Origin of the sequence: uncultured Shewanella sp. (assembly GCF_947501665.1) — a bacterium.
GTDB lineage: Bacteria > Pseudomonadota > Gammaproteobacteria > Enterobacterales > Shewanellaceae > Shewanella.
The window spans coordinates 208,604-225,603 of sequence record NZ_CANMWS010000002.1 but is presented as its reverse complement, the minus strand read 5'-3'; the positions used below and the strand labels follow the sequence as shown (position 1 = coordinate 225,603).

Below are 17,000 nucleotides of genomic sequence, written 5' to 3'. Positions count from 1 at the left end.
TCGTGCATGAGTGAGTTGCACGAGGAACATAGCCATATTTATTGAAGTAACTCTTTAGCATTGGCTAAGGTATTATTAGTGATCATATCCCCACCCAGTAAACGTGCTAACTCTTCAATGCGTTTAGGTTTATTTAACGGCACCATACTGGTTTCAGTATTCCCTGCTTTTGTATGCTTATTGACAAACATATGTTGATGTCCATTTCCAGCGACTTGAGGTAAATGTGTCACACAAAATACTTGGGTAGAGTCTCCTAAAGTACGAAGCATACGACCGACAACAGCCGCAGTAGGACCTGAAATTCCCACATCGACTTCATCAAAAATTAAGGTGGGTGTAGCCACTTTTTTTGCTGTGATCACTTGGATCCCGAGACCAATACGTGAGAGTTCACCACCTGAAGCGACTTTGGCCAAGGGTTGAAGTGACAGCCCTGGATTGGTGGAAACAAGAAACTCAATACTATCGCAACCAAGGGGAGACATATTGTCTTCATTAAATTGTATATCGATGGTAAATTTGCCTTTAGGCATATTTAATTCATGTATTGAGCGAGTCACTTTTTTATCGAGCTCTTTGGCATAACGACACCTGCTTTGGTGAAGCTTATTGGCATGCTCTAAATAATAGGTCTTTGATTGAAGAAGTTGCATCTGAATGTCTTCAAGTTTATCTTCATCTGAGTCAAGATCATTCAGTTCATTTAACAAAGCCTGATGACGCACATAGAGCTCATTAGGTTGCACTTGGTGTTTTCTTGAAAGCTGCATTATCTTAGACAAGCGTTGTTCTAGATGCGCAAAATGTTCTGGATCAAGCTCTAATCCATTGAGGTAGTGTGTTAATTCATTGCTGCTTTCTTGAACTTGAATAAATGCATCATTGAGCATATTGGAAATATTTTCAAGTTTGGGATCGAAACCTTCAAGCGTTTGAGCTTGAGTAATGGCATTATTTAATAAAGATTCAATGCTGGCTTGATCGTTATCTTGTAATAAAAATAATTGATTTTGGCAGGCTTGAATTAATTCTGTGCCATTAGCTAATTTTTTATGTTCTGCTTCAACTTGCTCAAATTCATTTTCTTCTATTGCGAATTCATTAAGTTCCTCAACTTGGTATTGCAGCAGTTGTTTTCTAGCGAGTCTTTGTTGTTGAGTTTTCTCTAATTGCTTGAGCTCTTTTTCCACTGTTTTACAACGTTGATAGCTTTGATTCACACTTTCAAGTAACAACTTATGATTGGCATAATTATCTAATAGGGTCAGTTGGTGTTCACTTTTAAGCATGGCGTGGTGAGCGTGTTGGCCATGGATCCCAACCAGTAATTGTCCAAGCGATTTTAATTGAGCTAAGGGAACTGGATTACCATTAATATAGGCGCGAGAGCGACCGTCATTACCAATAGTGCGTCTGAGAATGCATTCATTGTCGAGTTCAAGATCGTTATCTTCTAACCAACGTTTAGCAAGTGGTACGTCAATGAGGGTAAATCGAGCACTTACTTCGGTTTTATTGGCGCCACTGCGCACAGCATTGGCATCAGAGCGATTACCTAAGCAAAGACCCAATGCATCAATCGCAATTGACTTTCCTGCACCCGTTTCTCCAGTAATGCTGGTCATTCCCGCTTTGAAATCTAACTCGAGGAAACGCACAATAGCAAAATTATTGATACTCAGTTGGCAAAGCATAACGATGTCCCTTTCTCTAAATACTGTATTGATAGACAGTGGACTGTTTTTTTATACAGTATAGACTGTTTTTTTATACAGTAAATAGTTTGTCTATATCAAATGCCGTTTTTTTCATCCACTGAAAAAAATTTGCTTAATGTGGCGCCAAAAGTGTTTGCAGGCGTATGTCAGATAGGAGGGATTTTAGCCCTTGGTTAACAGTGTTTCAATTAAGGGCAAACTTAAGAAGCTGAGCAGCGTTCCGAGCAGTACTATTAAGGCGCTGCTTAATGTGCGTATTTGATAGCGCTGTGCCAGTAAGTAAACACTTGCTGCTGTAGGTAAAGCCGATAAAATCACCCCCATAATAAGCAGCTGATGTTCCACGTTTAAAGCGAAAAGTAAACAGTAAGCCAATACGGGCTGAAGGAGTAGTTTGACGAAGTTGATTGCACATAATTCAGTCACCTTTATTTTTTCAGTATTTGCTGTGCCCACTTGTCTTGGAGCTTTGGCTAGGGCCATTCCAATAGCAAAGAGTGCACAGGGGCTTGAGGTTGCGCCAATTTGATTAAGCATTAAGTTTAGAGGTGCAAATAATGTGAAAGACAGGCTTGATAAAGTGATACCTATAATACCAGCAATAACAATAGGGTTAGTGCCTAAAGCGCGCATAATGATGGTCAAGCCTGAACCGTGTTGTTTATTAAGCTGAAGCTCAATTGTTACTAAGGTGATAGCAAACATTAAGATAGAAATTAAACTGGCAACAGCGGCTGCGGTGAGCGCGTTATGCTGTTGAGGGAATAGCAACATCATTATTGGAATACCAATGAAAGCGGTATTACCAAAGGTGGCGTTGAGTGCTCTGATAGCGGCTAGGGAGTGGTTTTTAGGATTGAAAATTAACGAGACAATAATGCATAAACCGTAAGAAAGTAACATTGCCAAGGTGAGGCTGATAATAAAGCCCCATTGTAGAATTTCATCTATGGGAGTGTTTGATAGCGCGGCGATAATAATTGCAGGAAGAGCGACATAATAGACATATAAATTAAGACTTTGATCGGCATTATTAGGCAGAACTTTAATTTTTTGAATGATGGCCCCCAGTAACATGATGAAGACAATGGCCATGAGTGGGGTTAAAATAAGCGGCATAACGTTAACCTATTGCAGTGTTTTGATTTTTTCAATGTGGCCTCCTCCTTTTAAAATAAATTTAGTATTAGGCGAGCTTTTTATCATAATAAGGCAGCTAAGATTTGTGATAGCCTTGAAGGGGCTATCACTGAGTACACTCTTGGCGAAGAGATTATTCTTGTTATGGCGCGCTAATGCCGATATTAGAGATCCCTACTGCGACAATATCACGGCGTAAATCTTTGATGAAGTTGGGTGTGATTTTTACTTGTGCTTCAATAATATCTAATAATGTATTTTGCATATCTTTTTCTTCTTGCATGACTTCATGTTCAAAGATGTAATCGTCTAATGCTGATGCTTTATCAAATTCAATGTCACAGGTTGCTTCAATATAGTTCGCGACAGTACTAGAAGACAGTTTACTGACATTGACGATATCATCTTCGACTTTACTTTGCATGGCACTCAGTAAAGATGTTAATGCTACAGCGGCATCCATTGCTGGGTAAACGCCATACATATCAAAATCTTCAGGTTCAGGAGTATTCAGTTCAAGTCGTTCTAAATGAAGATCAATATTGAGTTTCAATTTAGCGTCATACATGGACTGCCAAAGAAGATTGAGTGAGGTATCGAGTACTTGGGGATCACCAAACTCAGCGACATCTGAGAATAATTGGTAGTTAGGCAGCATGCGCTGGCAAAGCGCAATGGCAAATAATTTTTTTTGTGGTAGTTCTAACGCTTTGAGGCGTTTGAAAAATCCCATTTTTTTTGTCATTTTATCGGTCCGAAGATAGCTGTGAGATAAGTTGAGCGACTGCTGATTCTACCTTAGTTAGCTCGTCAAGTAACTCAAGGATTTCTGGTTCGATGTCATCAAGCGCTACTTCTTTTTTCAAAGCAGATTCTATTTCGTGGCACAGCTTTTGTGTTCTGGGAACACCGCAGTAACAACTGGCACCATGCAATTTATGAACATGGGTTAGCATCGTTGAACTATTTGAAGTATCAAGTGCTTGTTGAATGTTATCTTGGGTGCCTGGTAATGAGTCGATTAGCATTTTTAACATATCGATTGCTAAGTCGGGTTTATTATTGGCTTGAGATAAACAGAGCTCCCAATTTAGGGTATTAGGATCAAAATGGGTAAACGTTGGACGTGTTTTCCACTTTTGGATGATATCTTTAAGCGCGGATTCATCGATAGGTTTAGGTAAATAGTCATTCATACCGCAAGCATTAATGTGTTCTCTCTCTTCTGCAATGGCATGAGCGGTAACGGCAATGATGGGGGTATTACGATTTAATGATTCATGACGTATTTGTTTTGTTGCACTAAGTCCATCGGTACCTGGCATTTGAATATCCATGAAAATAAGATCGAAACGTCTTTGTTTTGCTAGCATGACTGCTTTTTCACCGCTGTCGGTAACAGTGACATTAGTCACAAGTTCTTTTAATAAAGTATCGATTAATTTTAAATTAGCTGGATTATCATCTACTGCAAATACACTGAGTTTTTCTTGGGTGATGGTCGGTGTTATGTGAGGCTGAGCGGGTAAGTACTCCTGTGAATGGCTATTGGGGTGGAGTAAATTTTTTGCTAAACTTCTTTCACTTAATGGGCCAGGAAGGAGTTTATCCATTGAAGGATAGAGTTGTGTTAGGCTTTCTTGCTGATCCAACCCGTGAGCGATGACTAATACATAGTCACACTTATTGTTTACTTGTTTAAATTGTTTGGCTGAAAGCTCGGGCGCTAATAATCCGATACTACTCATGAGTGCAAAATCAAAATGTCTATCGGTGTGTATGAGTAAGCTTTCGAGTTCTTCTTGTGTGCGGACAAGCCTAACCTGTAATCCCCAAAGTTGTAATAGCCTGTCTGTGGCTGAATGAGATAAAGCTCTTGGTTCAAATAAGAGCAAGCTTTTATTTTTTAATGCCTTAATATTATAGGGAATATTTATTGGGTATTGGCTTTGTTGCAGATTAAAGGTAAACCAAAAAGTAGAGCCTGAATGAACGGAGGATTCACAGCCTATCTCTCCTCCCATTCGGTTGACTAGGCGTTTTGTGATCACTAAGCCTAATCCTGTGCCACCAAAGCGACGGGAAATGGATGAATCAGCTTGGCCAAAGGCCTGAAAAAGCTCAGCTTGTTGGTCAGGAGCGATACCTATTCCCGTATCGCTGACCTCACATTTTAAACATATTTGATTATCGATAAGAGTCGTAAGCTGAATTTTGAGAAGAATGCTCCCTTTATCAGTAAATTTAATGGCATTACCGATTAAGTTAGTAATGATTTGTCCAAATCGCATTGCATCGCCCGAGACATCTTCAGGAATATTCGGATCGATATCAATGACGAGCTCGAGATTTTTTTCATAAGCGCTATTCGCTAATAAGATAATTGTTTCATCGATTGTCTCTCGAAAGGAAAAAGGCATGTTTTCTAATGTCATTTTGCCCGCTTCTAATTTAGAGAAGTCCAGAATATCATTAATGATCCCTAATAAATTTGTGGCGCTACGTTCAATGGTTGTGATGTAATCTTGTTGGCTAGAATGCAATGGTGTTTTTAGCAGTTGCTTGGCAAAGCCGATAACGCCATTTAATGGAGTGCGCAGCTCATGAGACATATTAGCTAAGAATTCGGATTTAATGCGACTGGCTTCTTGGGCTCGTTTTTTGGCTAAATCGAGTTCCACATTTTGAATTTCGATTTGCTCCAAAGTTTCTCGTAAGTCCAGCGTGGCTTGATCGATATTTTGTTGCATTTCTTCATGATATTCGGATAAGGACCCCGCCATGGCATTAATACCACGTTTGAGTAAGTCGAGTTCACCGATTAAATTACCCGTTAAGCGGGTGTCGAGTTTTCCTTCTCGAATTTTTGCGACAACCCTGACCATTTCGGTAATGGGTTGAGTGACATTTTTCACCAATCTAAAGGTAAACAATAAATTGAGTTGGACACCTATAAGGACAATAATAAATGCGGCCACCGCAGCACGGTGCTGCTCTAAGAGTGCATTTTCTTTATTAATCAAAATGGCAATGTAACCTAATTTTTTTTCTTTATATTGTGGTTGCATTGATGGGTTATTATAGGATTGGATTAAATGATTTTTGGTGGAGAAAATGGGACTACGTAAAATTAAACTGTCACCTAAATGTTCTATTTCCGTTTCCTTTAAACGGTCTGCAGCCTGTTCAAATCGCATAAACTCATGATTTTTGTAATGATGAGAGGTAACTATGACGCGATTATCATTATCGAAAATGGCAATGAACTGAACCAATGAGGGTTTATTAAGTTGCGCTGAAGTAATGAGGCGTTTGGTTGTTTCAAAATCGTTATTTTCTAATCCCGCTTCTGCGGCAATCGCTAAAGGCTCAATAATATTGCTCGCTTGTTCTGTGAGCGTTTCTTCAAGCTCATAGAACCGATTTATGGTAAAATAGCTTCCTAATAGTATACCGACTAAAATAGTCGGCGCTAATGCCAGTACCAGAACCCAAGAGCGCAGGCTGTATTTGGCCATGTTATTGGCATTGTTCATTGAGTCGTCATTGACCGTAACTTAGTGAAATTATTTCATATATTGCCAGAAGTTGGGCCATGTTGGCCAGTTTTTTATCTATTTAGAGGCCTAAATGGCACAGTTTTTTAAAGCGACAACCCATAAAAAGAAACCCTTATCGAGTAAGCTTATGCTTGATGTCAGTCAATTGGATCACTTAGGGGCCGGTATTGCTCACTATCAAGGCAAGGTCGTGTTTGTTCCAAACAGCCTACCGGGTGAAAAAGTGACAGTGCAATTAACAGAGCAAAAAAAGACTTTTTCTCGAGCCAAATTACTTCATGTTGAGCAACATTCACTTCAAAGGGTTGAGCCTTTATGCGAACATTATCAGCAGTGTGGTGGATGTGATTTACAACATTTATCCACTGAAGCGCAAAGGGAGCATAAAGAACATACTTTGGTGGACTTATTTCAGCGTTTTTTGGCTAAAAACGGGCAAGAGCTTGGCGAACCCAAAGACTTAGCCGGTACGCTATTGGCGAAATCTCTATTCAATAAAGAGTGGCATTACAGGCGCAGAGCTCGGTTAGCCACTTTGTATAACCCAAAAACAAAGCATATTAGTCTGGGGTTTAGAGCCAAAAATACCAGTGAAGTGGTTGAGGTGCAATCTTGCCCAGTCTTGGCTAAAGACTTATCGATTTTAATTCCTTTATTTGCTAAGTTATTTAATCAATTAAATGCGAAAAAATCTTTAGGTCACCTTGAATTAACGCAAGCTGATAATGGTATTTTTGCTGTCATTCGAATAACCACACATTTATCGAATAAAGATAAGCAGAAACTGATTGATTTTGGACAAACACAAGCCATTAACCTCTTGTTATTAAATAATGAAGGAGAAAGTGAGTCTTTAACGGGAGTGTTACAGCCGTTTTATGCGTTACATGATGATAAATTACATTTTTCTGCGGGCAACTTTATTCAGGTAAATGGTCAAGTTAACACCTTGATGGTGTCACAGGCGATACAATGGCTAGCACCGAAAAAAGAAGAACGAGTGTTAGATTTGTTTTGTGGTGTTGGTAACTTTAGTTTGCCATTAGCGCGAACGGGTGCAGAGGTTATTGGAGTGGAAGGTGTACCTGCTATGGTCAAGCAAGCGCAAATGAATGCGCAGCAAAATGGTGTTAACAATGTGTCGTTTTACCATGCCGATTTAAGCAGTGACTTATCAAAAGAGCCTTGGCTTGGCAAAGTGGATAAAATATTATTAGATCCTGCTAGAGCGGGCGCTTATGAAACACTCAAGAGGCTCAAAAAGCTTAAACCCAGTGCAATAGTGTATGTTTCTTGTAACCCTGCCAGTTTAGCAAGAGATGCTGAATTAATCCTACAGCAAGGTTACCAATTGAAAAAAATGGGAATGATCGATATGTTTCCTCAAACTCATCATCTTGAGTCTATGGTGTTATTTGAATTAAAGAAATGATGCTCTTATTAATGAATAATGCTGAGTGTCTGTTAAAAACTGATGGCTAATGAGAGAGAACCTCTCGTTGACATAACAATCTGTGTCATTTTTCTAAGTACAACAAAGGAATCTCTGATGGTATCTGTTCGTGAAGCACATTTTAGCGATCCTCAATTTCAACTCGAAGAGTGGGTAAATCGGTATATTAGTGATAGCGATGAAGCGCAAATGTTACTGACTTTGCTGAATAAAGTAGAGCAGCTACTTTCAAAGAAAAAAGCGCCAACAGGTGATGTGCTTAAGCGCAGTCGAGAGATGATAGAAATCTTAGCTCCGCTGAATATGGATATTGAAACCTTACAAGCGGCCATTATTTTTGTGGCGTTCGATGAGCATTTAATTGAAAAAACAGATTTAGAAGAAGTCTTTGGTGCGCCACTGGCAAAATTTGTCTGTAGCGTGGAAATAATGAATGCCATTGGCGCGTTGAAAGTGACTGAGCAATCTCGAGGCAATGCCCCACAAATAGATAATATTCGTCGTATGTTACTGGCGATGGTGGAAGATGTGCGTGCGGTTGTGATAAAGCTGGCTGAACGTATTTGTTTACTCAGGGAAATCAAAACTGCAGATGAAGAAACACGGGTACTGATAGCGAGAGAAATTGCTGATATTTATGCCCCGTTGGCCAACAGATTGGGTATTGGACAATTAAAGTGGGAATTAGAAGATATCTCTTTTCGTTATTTACATCCACAAACCTATAAAGATATTGCCAAACAATTAGATGGTAAACGTTTAGATAGAGAAACGTTTATTGATGATTTTGTTCATCAATTGCAAACGCGGTTAGATAGCGATCATATTCGCGCTAAAGTGTATGGCCGTCCTAAGCATATTTATAGTATTTGGAAAAAAATGAAAGGCAAGCAACTTAAATTTGATGAGTTGTTTGATGTTCGTGCGGTGCGTATTGTCACTGACAGATTGCAAGATTGTTATGCGGCGCTAGGTGTCGTTCACACGCTATGGCATCATATCCCAAAAGAATTTGATGACTATGTTGCCAATCCTAAACCCAATGGTTATCAATCAATCCATACTATTGTGGTTGGTCCTGAAGGCAAAACCGTTGAAATTCAAATTCGTACTGAGCAAATGCATGAAGATGCGGAGTTAGGGGTTGCGGCTCACTGGAAATATAAAGAAGGTGCTAATACCAGTAAGCAAAGTGGTTATGAGCAAAAAATTAATTGGCTGCGCAAGATTTTACAATGGCAAGAAGACGTGGCTGAAAGTGGTAATCTTGTTGAAGAAGTCCGCAGTCAAGTTTTTGAAGATCGGGTGTATGTTTTTACTCCCAGTGGTGAGGTGATTGATTTACCTCAAGGGGCAACGGTACTTGATTTTGCTTATTATATTCATTCGCAAGTGGGGCATAAATGTATTGGAGCTAAAGTAGACGGTCGTATCGTGCCTTTTACCTATCAAGTAGAAACTGGACAACGTGTTGAAATTATCACTTCTAACCAACCTAATCCCAAACGTGATTGGCTTAACCCTAATTTAGGTTATATTCGAACTTCTCGTACACGTTCTAAAATTCAGCATTGGTTTAAGCAGCAAGACAGAGATAAGAATATTGTTGCGGGCAGAGAGATCCTAGAAACTGAACTTGCGCGGATTAATTTAAAAGTCAAAGATGCACAACCCGCTGTAGAGCGTTTTAATATGGTAGGCATGGATGATTTGCTAGCAGGGATAGGTGGGGGAGATGTTCGATTAAACCAAGTGGTGAACTTTGTACAAAGTCAGCTAAAACCACAGGCTATGTCCGATGACGCTGTGGTTGAGGAATTGGTTAAAAAGAGTCAGCATAAACCCAGCACGGCGAGCACTAAGGGCAAAGGTCAAGTAGAAGTGAATGGTGTGGGTAACTTGATGAGCCATATTGCGGGTTGTTGTCAGCCTGTACCTGGAGATGAAATTTTTGGTTTTATTACTAAAGGACGTGGGATTTCAGTCCATCGCTCTGATTGTGAACAACTCAAAGAGTTGATGAAAGAACAGCCTGAACGTAGCGTGGATGTGGTTTGGGGTGAGAATTATTCTGGTGGTTATAAGATCAGTTTAAAGGTGATTGCAAATGATCGTTCTGGTTTGCTTCGAGATTTAACATCTGTATTAGCGGCTGAAAAATCTAATGTACTATCAATGAGTTCATCATCGGATGTAAAAACACAAACCGCAATGATAGAGCTACAATTGGAGCTTTATAATTTGGATGCTCTATCAAGAGTGATCGCTAAATTAAGTCAGGTAGAAGGCGTGAGTGAAGCGAGAAGAGCATAATGCAAAAAAACCAGCAGGGGCAAAAGAGTGACCGAGTTGAGACACAACAGATTGACATGAACGTTGAGCAGAATATTCAACCTTTGTTAGATATTATGACCAAGTTAAGGGATCCTGAAACGGGATGTTCGTGGGATCTCGCACAAACATTTGACTCCATTGTACCTTTTACATTGGAAGAAGCCTATGAAGTGGCCGATACCATAGAGCGAGTGGCGTTAGATGAATTGCCCAGTGAATTAGGGGATTTATTATTTCAAGTGGTGTTTTATTGCCAACTAGGTCAAGAGCAAGGTCTATTTGATTTCGGTGTGGTGGTGGATAAAATTTGTCATAAACTGATTAATCGGCATCCTCATGTGTTTACTGAGCAAGATTTTCAAAGCTGTGATGTGATGAAACAAAATTGGGAGTCTTTAAAAGAGAAAGAGCGTCATGAAAGGCAATTGAACTCAGCGCTTGATGATATTCCATTAGCCTTACCGGCGTTGAGCCGCTCGGTTAAAATACAAAAAAGAGTGGCTCGAGTTGGATTTGATTGGGATACGCTTGAACCTGTTGTGGCTAAGGTACAGGAAGAAATAATTGAAGTCCTTGATGAGGTTAATCAAGCTCAAGTGTCACAAGATAATGTCACTGATGAAATGGGGGATTTGCTGTTTGCTGTGGTGAATATGGCTCGGCATTTAAAGGTGGATCCTGAACAAGCGCTCAGACTGGCAAATCGAAAGTTTGAAAGGCGTTTTAGGGGCGTCGAAGAAAAAGTGGCGGCGTCAGGAAGGCCTATGACTGAACATACTTTATCTCAGTTGGACGCACATTGGAATGCGGTAAAGCAGGAAGAAAAAGATAAGTAAAGGCATCTTTGTTTAATAAAAATGGCAATATCCCCGATTTTAAGTGAATTCTCATTTGTCGAGTCGGGGTAACTTTGCTACAATGTCGTCCCGTCCTAGTGCTTTTTTACAAGCACCTATATTCCAACTTTTTAACTCTCAGGTTCAGCATGACTACAAGGTATATCTTCGTTACTGGTGGCGTGGTTTCATCGCTAGGTAAAGGCATTGCAGCGGCATCGTTAGCTGCGATTTTAGAGGCCAGAGGCCTAAATGTAACCATTATGAAGCTGGATCCTTACATTAATGTCGATCCAGGCACCATGAGCCCAACGCAGCATGGTGAAGTTTTTGTCACAGAGGATGGTGCTGAAACCGATTTAGATTTAGGTCATTATGAGCGTTTTATTCGCACTAAAATGAACCGTCGTAATAACTTCACTACAGGGCGTATTTATGAAGAAGTATTACGTAAAGAACGTCGTGGTGATTATTTAGGTGCGACGATTCAGGTTATTCCACATATTACTAATGCGATTAAAGAAAAAGTCCTTGCGGGCGGTGAAGGTCATGATGTGGCCATCGTTGAAATTGGTGGTACGGTTGGTGATATCGAATCATTGCCTTTCTTAGAGTCAATTCGCCAGCTTGGCGTTGAACTGGGCCGTGAGCGTACTTTGTTTATGCATTTGACTCTAGTACCTTTCTTAGGTGCAGCAGGCGAAGTGAAAACCAAGCCGACTCAGCATTCTGTTAAAGAGTTGCGCTCAATTGGTATTGCACCGGATGTGCTAGTATGCCGTGGTGACAGAGCGATACCTGCGAATGAAAAAGCGAAAATATCCCTGTTCTGTAATGTAGAAGAACGTGCTGTCATTTCGTTAAAAGATGTTGATAGTATTTATAAAATCCCTGCATTACTTCGCTCTCAAGGTTTGGATGAGTTAGTCATTAAACGTTTCCATTTAGAATGTGGAGAGGCTGACTTACATGAATGGGAAAATGTGATTTACCAAGAAGCCAATCCCAATGGAGAAGTGACCATTGGCATGGTCGGTAAGTATATCGAGTTACCTGATGCCTATAAATCTGTCAATGAAGCGTTAAAGCATGCAGGCCTTAAAAAGCGCGTATCGGTCAATATCAAATATATTGATTCGCAAACCGTTGAAGCAAAAGGTGATGAAGTTTTTGAAGGTTTAGACGGCATTTTGGTACCAGGCGGCTTTGGTGAGCGTGGTGTGGAAGGTAAAATTCAAGCGGCAAAATATGCTCGTGAAAATAACTTACCTTATTTTGGTATTTGTTTAGGTATGCAGGTAGCACTGATTGATTTTGCTCGCCATGTTGCAGGGCTGAGCGATGCTCATTCAACAGAGTTTAATCTTCAAACACCGCATCCTGTTGTTGGTCTTATCACCGAATGGATAAACGAAGAAGGTGATATCGAGCAACGTGATGCTGGGTCTGATTTAGGTGGAACAATGCGATTGGGCGCACAGTTATGTCATTTACTTGAAGGCACAAAAGCAGCGGCGGCATATCAAGGAGTGACGTGTGTTGAGCGTCATCGCCATCGTTATGAAGTGAATAATCATTATCGTGAGCGCTTAGAAAAAGCAGGGCTTATTTTCAGTGGGCTATCATCTGATCGCCAACTGGTTGAAATGATTGAGTTACCTAATCATCCTTGGTTTGTCGCGGGTCAATTCCATCCTGAATTTACATCGACTCCTCGTGATGGACAGCCATTATTTGAAGGTTTTATTGCTGCTGCTGATGCACATCAAAAACGTGATTTAGCGTAAAAGTGATATACCAGAGCCGGCTTCTCATCTACAGGGCTGGCCTTTATTTTTTGTTGCAGATAGATTTTGAGTGGGATCACTGGGTGACAGCTTAAAATTGAGAACCATTTTTATTTTAAAAATTAAATTTTAAACTTAAATCGAGGATGTTATGGCTAAGATTATTAATGTAGTGGGTCGCGAGATCATGGACTCTCGTGGTAATCCAACAGTAGAAGCTGAAGTGCATTTAGAAGGTGGCTTCATTGGAATGGCTGCAGCGCCTTCTGGCGCATCAACGGGTAGCCGTGAAGCACTTGAGTTGCGTGATGGTGATAAAGCACGCTACATGGGTAAAGGCGTATTAACGGCAGTGGCCAATATCAATGGTCTGATCCGCGGCGCATTAGTTGGACAAGATGCGAGTTTACAAGCTGAACTTGATCAAATCATGATTGATTTAGATGGCACTGCGAATAAAGACAAGTTAGGCGCTAACGCCATTCTTGCTGTATCTTTAGCAGCGGCCAAAGCCGCTGCAGCATCGAAAGCCATACCATTATATGCGCATATTGCAGAATTAAATGGTACACCGGGTGTGTACTCTATGCCGGTGCCTATGATGAATATCATTAATGGTGGCGAGCATGCTGATAATAATGTTGATATTCAGGAGTTTATGGTTCAGCCTGTTGGCGCTAAAAATTTCCGCGAAGCATTACGTATGGGCGCTGAAATTTTTCATAACTTGAAAAAAGTATTACAAGATAAAGGGTTAAATACTGCTGTTGGTGATGAAGGAGGGTTTGCTCCTGATTTAGCGTCGAATGCAGATGCACTTGCTGTGATTAAAGTTGCTGTTGAGAAAGCAGGTTACACTTTAGGTACTGATGTGACTTTAGCCCTTGATTGCGCAGCATCTGAGTTTTATAAAGAAGGCCAATATAACCTTGCAGGTGAAGGGCAAATCTTTAGTGCAAATGGCTTCTCTGATTATTTGAAATCATTGACTGAACAATACCCTATTGCCTCTATCGAAGATGGCTTAGATGAGTCAGATTGGGATGGCTGGGCTTACCAAACTCAAATATTAGGTGATAAAATTCAATTGGTTGGTGATGATTTATTTGTGACTAACACTGAAATTCTAAAACGTGGTATTGATAATAATATCGCTAACTCTATTTTAATTAAGTTTAATCAAATTGGTTCATTGACCGAAACGCTTGCTGCTATTCGCATGGCAAAAGAGGCGGGTTATACTGTCGTGATTTCACATCGCAGTGGTGAAACTGAAGATGCGACGATTGCTGATCTGGCGGTTGCTACTGCAGCGGGACAAATTAAAACAGGTTCTTTATGCCGTTCTGATCGCGTCGCTAAGTATAATCAATTGTTACGTATTGAAGAGCAATTGGGTCAAAACGCGCCTTATAATGGGTTGAGTGAAATTAAAGGACAAGGTTAATTTCACAAAACTTGTAAAAGGCCGCCACTAGGTGGCCTTTTTTGTTGTACTATCTCATTAATCTTAGGCTAAGTTCTGTTTAAACTATCATGAAACGCTTATGTTTTGTTTTAACACTATTATTGGTTATTCTCCAATATCGTCTTTGGTTTGGAGGAAATAGCTTATCTGAATCCTATCAATTACAAGATCAAATTCAGGTACAGCAAGAAAGCAATGCTAAATTGATCGCCCGTAATCAAATTCTAAGAGAAGAAATTAATGATTTGCGCAGTGGAACCGAAGCAATAGAAGAAAGAGCCCGCAATGAGTTAGGTATGGTTAAACAAGGTGAAACGTTTTACCGTGTGGTGGAAGGTGAATAAAATTATATTTCTCAAGGAAGTAAAAAGTGAGCTTAGGTATGCAAGATGAAACTGTCATTGCTGTAGTGCCAGCTGCTGGTGTGGGACGTCGAATGGGATCTCAAATACCAAAGCAATATTTAATGTTAAATGAGCAAAGTATTTTATCGCATACGTTAGATTGTTTATTATCCCATCCTAAGATCAAACAAGTTGTCGTGGCGTTACATCCTGATGATCAACACTTTCAACACTTACCTCAATCTACACATCCTAAGTTGTGTCAAGTACTTGGTGGTGGAGAGCGAGCCGATTCAGTCTTGGCAGCGTTGGAAACGGTGAATGAAAAGGCTTGGGTGTTAGTGCATGATGCAGCAAGGCCGTGTTTGAGTCATAGTGATATTGATAAGCTTTTGTTCGCAAGGGATATTTTTCCCCAAGGCGTCATTTTAGGCTCGCCTGTGAGGGATACAATGAAACGAGTGAATAGTGAGCAGAATATCGCGAGTACCGTCTCTCGTGAAAACTTGTGGCATGCTTTAACGCCTCAATGTTTTATAGCTAAGGGATTAAAGGATAATATTGCGTTGGCGTTATCAAACCATATTGCGATTACCGATGAAGCTTCAGCGATGGAATGGGCTGGGATTTCCCCCGGTATTATTGAGGGACGAGCGGATAACATCAAAGTGACTCATCCGGATGATTTAGCGTTAGCTTCATTGTTTTTAAACAACTTGCGCCAATAATACCGTTGGGCAGGTGTGAGTCAATTGACATAGCATTTAATTTGGGTGAATAGAAGTGAAGATAAGGATCGGGCACGGTTTTGATGTGCATAAATTTGGTGGAACATCACCTCTTATGCTTTGTGGTGTTAAAGTTCCCTATGAAATGGGATTAATTGCTCATTCTGATGGTGATGTTGTTTTGCATGCAATATCTGATGCGATTTTAGGGGCGATGGCGATGGGGGATATCGGTAAACATTTCCCCGATACAGATGCTGAATTTAAAGGAGCCGACAGTCGTGTTTTATTGGAGCATTGTTATGGGCTGGCGCTTGCTAAGGGTTATGAAATAGGTAATCTAGATGTCACTATTATCGCTCAAGCACCAAAAATGTTGCCTTATATTGATGCGATGAGGCAAGTGCTAGTTAAGGATTTAGATACTGAGCTGACCAATATAAATGTGAAAGCAACCACAACAGAAAAATTAGGTTTTACAGGACGAAAAGAAGGTATTGCGGTTGAAGCTGTGGTATTGATGAGCCAACACAAGAGACAAGATTAATTTCATGAGTGAATTACATTATTTATACGGTAAACCCCTATCTCAAGCAGATCTGAGAACACATAATAGCGACTTTATCGTACAGGAGATTTTACCTTTTGTGCCCACTGGGGAAGGTGAACACCATTTATTGCATATTCGCAAAAATGGATTAAATACAGCGGACGTGGCAAAAATATTGTCAGGTTTTGCTCATGTTCACCCTAAAGAAGTGACCTACGCTGGCCAAAAAGATAAGCATGCTATTACTGAGCAATGGTTTGGTGTGCGTATTCCAGGTAAAGAAACACCTGAATGGGCGAGTCTAGATAATGAACAATTAACAGTATTGTCTTCAAGTTGTCACACGAAAAAACTAAGAGTGGGTGCTTTAGCTGGAAACCGTTTCACTTTGACCTTGCGTAACATTACCAATATGGATGATGTGCTATTTCGTTTAGAGCGGATTAAAGAAACAGGGGTTCCTAATTACTTTGGCGAACAACGCTTTGGTCATGATGGAAAAAATCTTATTTTTGGTCGACAAATGTTTACTGGTCGCAAAGTGAAAGATCGTAATAAGCGAGGGATGTACCTGTCAGCTGTGCGTTCAAATTTATTTAATCAGGTGGTCTCCACACGTTTAATGGAGCATGGATTAACGCCCTTACGTGGTGATTGCGTGATGCTTGCTGGCAGTAAAAGTTATTTTGTTGCAAATGAATGGGATGTGAGTTTACAGCAGCGTTTAACGCAAAAAGATATTCAATTATCTGCACCTTTATGGGGGCGAGGGACGGCTTTGTCTCAACATGATGCCGCTGATTTTGAACAGCAAGTTTTACTGCCGTTGAAGGCTGATTGCGATGGTTTAGAGCATGCAGGTTTAACACAAGAGAGAAGAATGCTGTTATTGGAGCCTCAACATATTACTCATGAAATTGATGGCGATGTATTAGTGTTAAAATTTGCACTGCCTGCGGGATGCTTTGCTACATCAGTACTTAGAGAACTATTTGATTATGAAGATGTCATAGAAAAGCAGCGACAAACGCACTTTGCTGATCAGCAAAGCCAGGTTCAATTGACAGGTCAATCATGAT

Annotated in this window: 13 protein-coding genes; 9 read left to right on the top strand and 4 right to left on the bottom strand. The window is 40.3% G+C overall.

Annotated elements, in window-relative coordinates; genetic code table 11:
* Window positions 1-38: 38 nt before the first annotated feature.
* The 4 genes from recN to barA form a co-directional block, all read right to left on the bottom strand.
* A complete protein-coding gene (recN, locus tag Q0976_RS02400; RefSeq protein ID WP_299490549.1) occupies window positions 39-1,697 on the bottom strand; it encodes a DNA repair protein RecN in 1,659 nt (552 codons plus the stop codon).
* 186 nt (window positions 1,698-1,883) lie between these two features.
* The gene (locus Q0976_RS02395; protein WP_299490547.1) at window positions 1,884-2,840 is read right to left on the bottom strand and encodes an AEC family transporter; all 957 of its coding nucleotides are present in this window, start codon (window positions 2,838-2,840) and stop codon (window positions 1,884-1,886) included.
* Between the two features lie 163 nt (window positions 2,841-3,003).
* Window positions 3,004-3,606, bottom strand: coding sequence for a YjaG family protein (locus tag Q0976_RS02390; RefSeq protein WP_299490544.1), 603 nt, complete (start codon window positions 3,604-3,606; stop codon window positions 3,004-3,006).
* A gap of 1 nt (window position 3,607) precedes the next feature.
* On the bottom strand, window positions 3,608-6,397 hold the full coding sequence (gene barA / locus Q0976_RS02385) for a two-component sensor histidine kinase BarA (protein ID WP_299490542.1): 2,790 nt from the start codon (window positions 6,395-6,397) through the stop codon (window positions 3,608-3,610).
* A gap of 94 nt (window positions 6,398-6,491) precedes the next feature.
* Between barA and rlmD the strand changes: the two genes are divergently transcribed.
* The 9 genes from rlmD to Q0976_RS02340 all read left to right on the top strand — a co-directional run bounded on the left by rlmD (window position 6,492) and on the right by Q0976_RS02340 (window position 16,999).
* A complete protein-coding gene (gene rlmD, locus Q0976_RS02380; RefSeq protein ID WP_299490540.1) occupies window positions 6,492-7,853 on the top strand; it encodes a 23S rRNA (uracil(1939)-C(5))-methyltransferase RlmD in 1,362 nt (453 codons plus the stop codon).
* Window positions 7,854-7,970: 117 nt separating this feature from the next.
* Window positions 7,971-10,187 carry a GTP diphosphokinase gene (gene relA, locus Q0976_RS02375; RefSeq protein ID WP_299490538.1) on the top strand — a complete coding sequence of 739 codons (2,217 nt, stop codon included), beginning with the start codon at window positions 7,971-7,973 and terminating at the stop codon, window positions 10,185-10,187.
* Between the two features lie 56 nt (window positions 10,188-10,243).
* Window positions 10,244-11,044, top strand: a complete 801-nt coding sequence (gene mazG / locus Q0976_RS02370; protein ID WP_299490663.1) for a nucleoside triphosphate pyrophosphohydrolase — start codon at window positions 10,244-10,246, stop codon at window positions 11,042-11,044.
* 149 nt (window positions 11,045-11,193) lie between these two features.
* On the top strand, window positions 11,194-12,831 hold the full coding sequence (locus tag Q0976_RS02365; protein ID WP_299490535.1) for a CTP synthase: 1,638 nt from the start codon (window positions 11,194-11,196) through the stop codon (window positions 12,829-12,831).
* A 151-nt stretch (window positions 12,832-12,982) separates the two neighbouring features.
* Window positions 12,983-14,278 (top strand): phosphopyruvate hydratase, encoded by a 1,296-nt coding sequence (eno, locus tag Q0976_RS02360; RefSeq protein WP_299490533.1) that lies wholly within the window; start codon window positions 12,983-12,985, stop codon window positions 14,276-14,278.
* Between the two features lie 89 nt (window positions 14,279-14,367).
* On the top strand, window positions 14,368-14,643 hold the full coding sequence (gene ftsB / locus Q0976_RS02355) for a cell division protein FtsB (protein ID WP_299490531.1): 276 nt from the start codon (window positions 14,368-14,370) through the stop codon (window positions 14,641-14,643).
* Between the two features lie 38 nt (window positions 14,644-14,681).
* Complete coding sequence (gene ispD / locus Q0976_RS02350; protein WP_299490529.1) at window positions 14,682-15,371, top strand: 2-C-methyl-D-erythritol 4-phosphate cytidylyltransferase; 690 nt, start codon at window positions 14,682-14,684, stop codon at window positions 15,369-15,371.
* A gap of 55 nt (window positions 15,372-15,426) precedes the next feature.
* Window positions 15,427-15,918, top strand: a complete 492-nt coding sequence (gene ispF / locus Q0976_RS02345; protein WP_299490526.1) for a 2-C-methyl-D-erythritol 2,4-cyclodiphosphate synthase — start codon at window positions 15,427-15,429, stop codon at window positions 15,916-15,918.
* A 4-nt stretch (window positions 15,919-15,922) separates the two neighbouring features.
* On the top strand, window positions 15,923-16,999 hold the full coding sequence (locus Q0976_RS02340; protein WP_299490523.1) for a tRNA pseudouridine(13) synthase TruD: 1,077 nt from the start codon (window positions 15,923-15,925) through the stop codon (window positions 16,997-16,999).
* Window position 17,000: the final 1 nt, after the last annotated feature.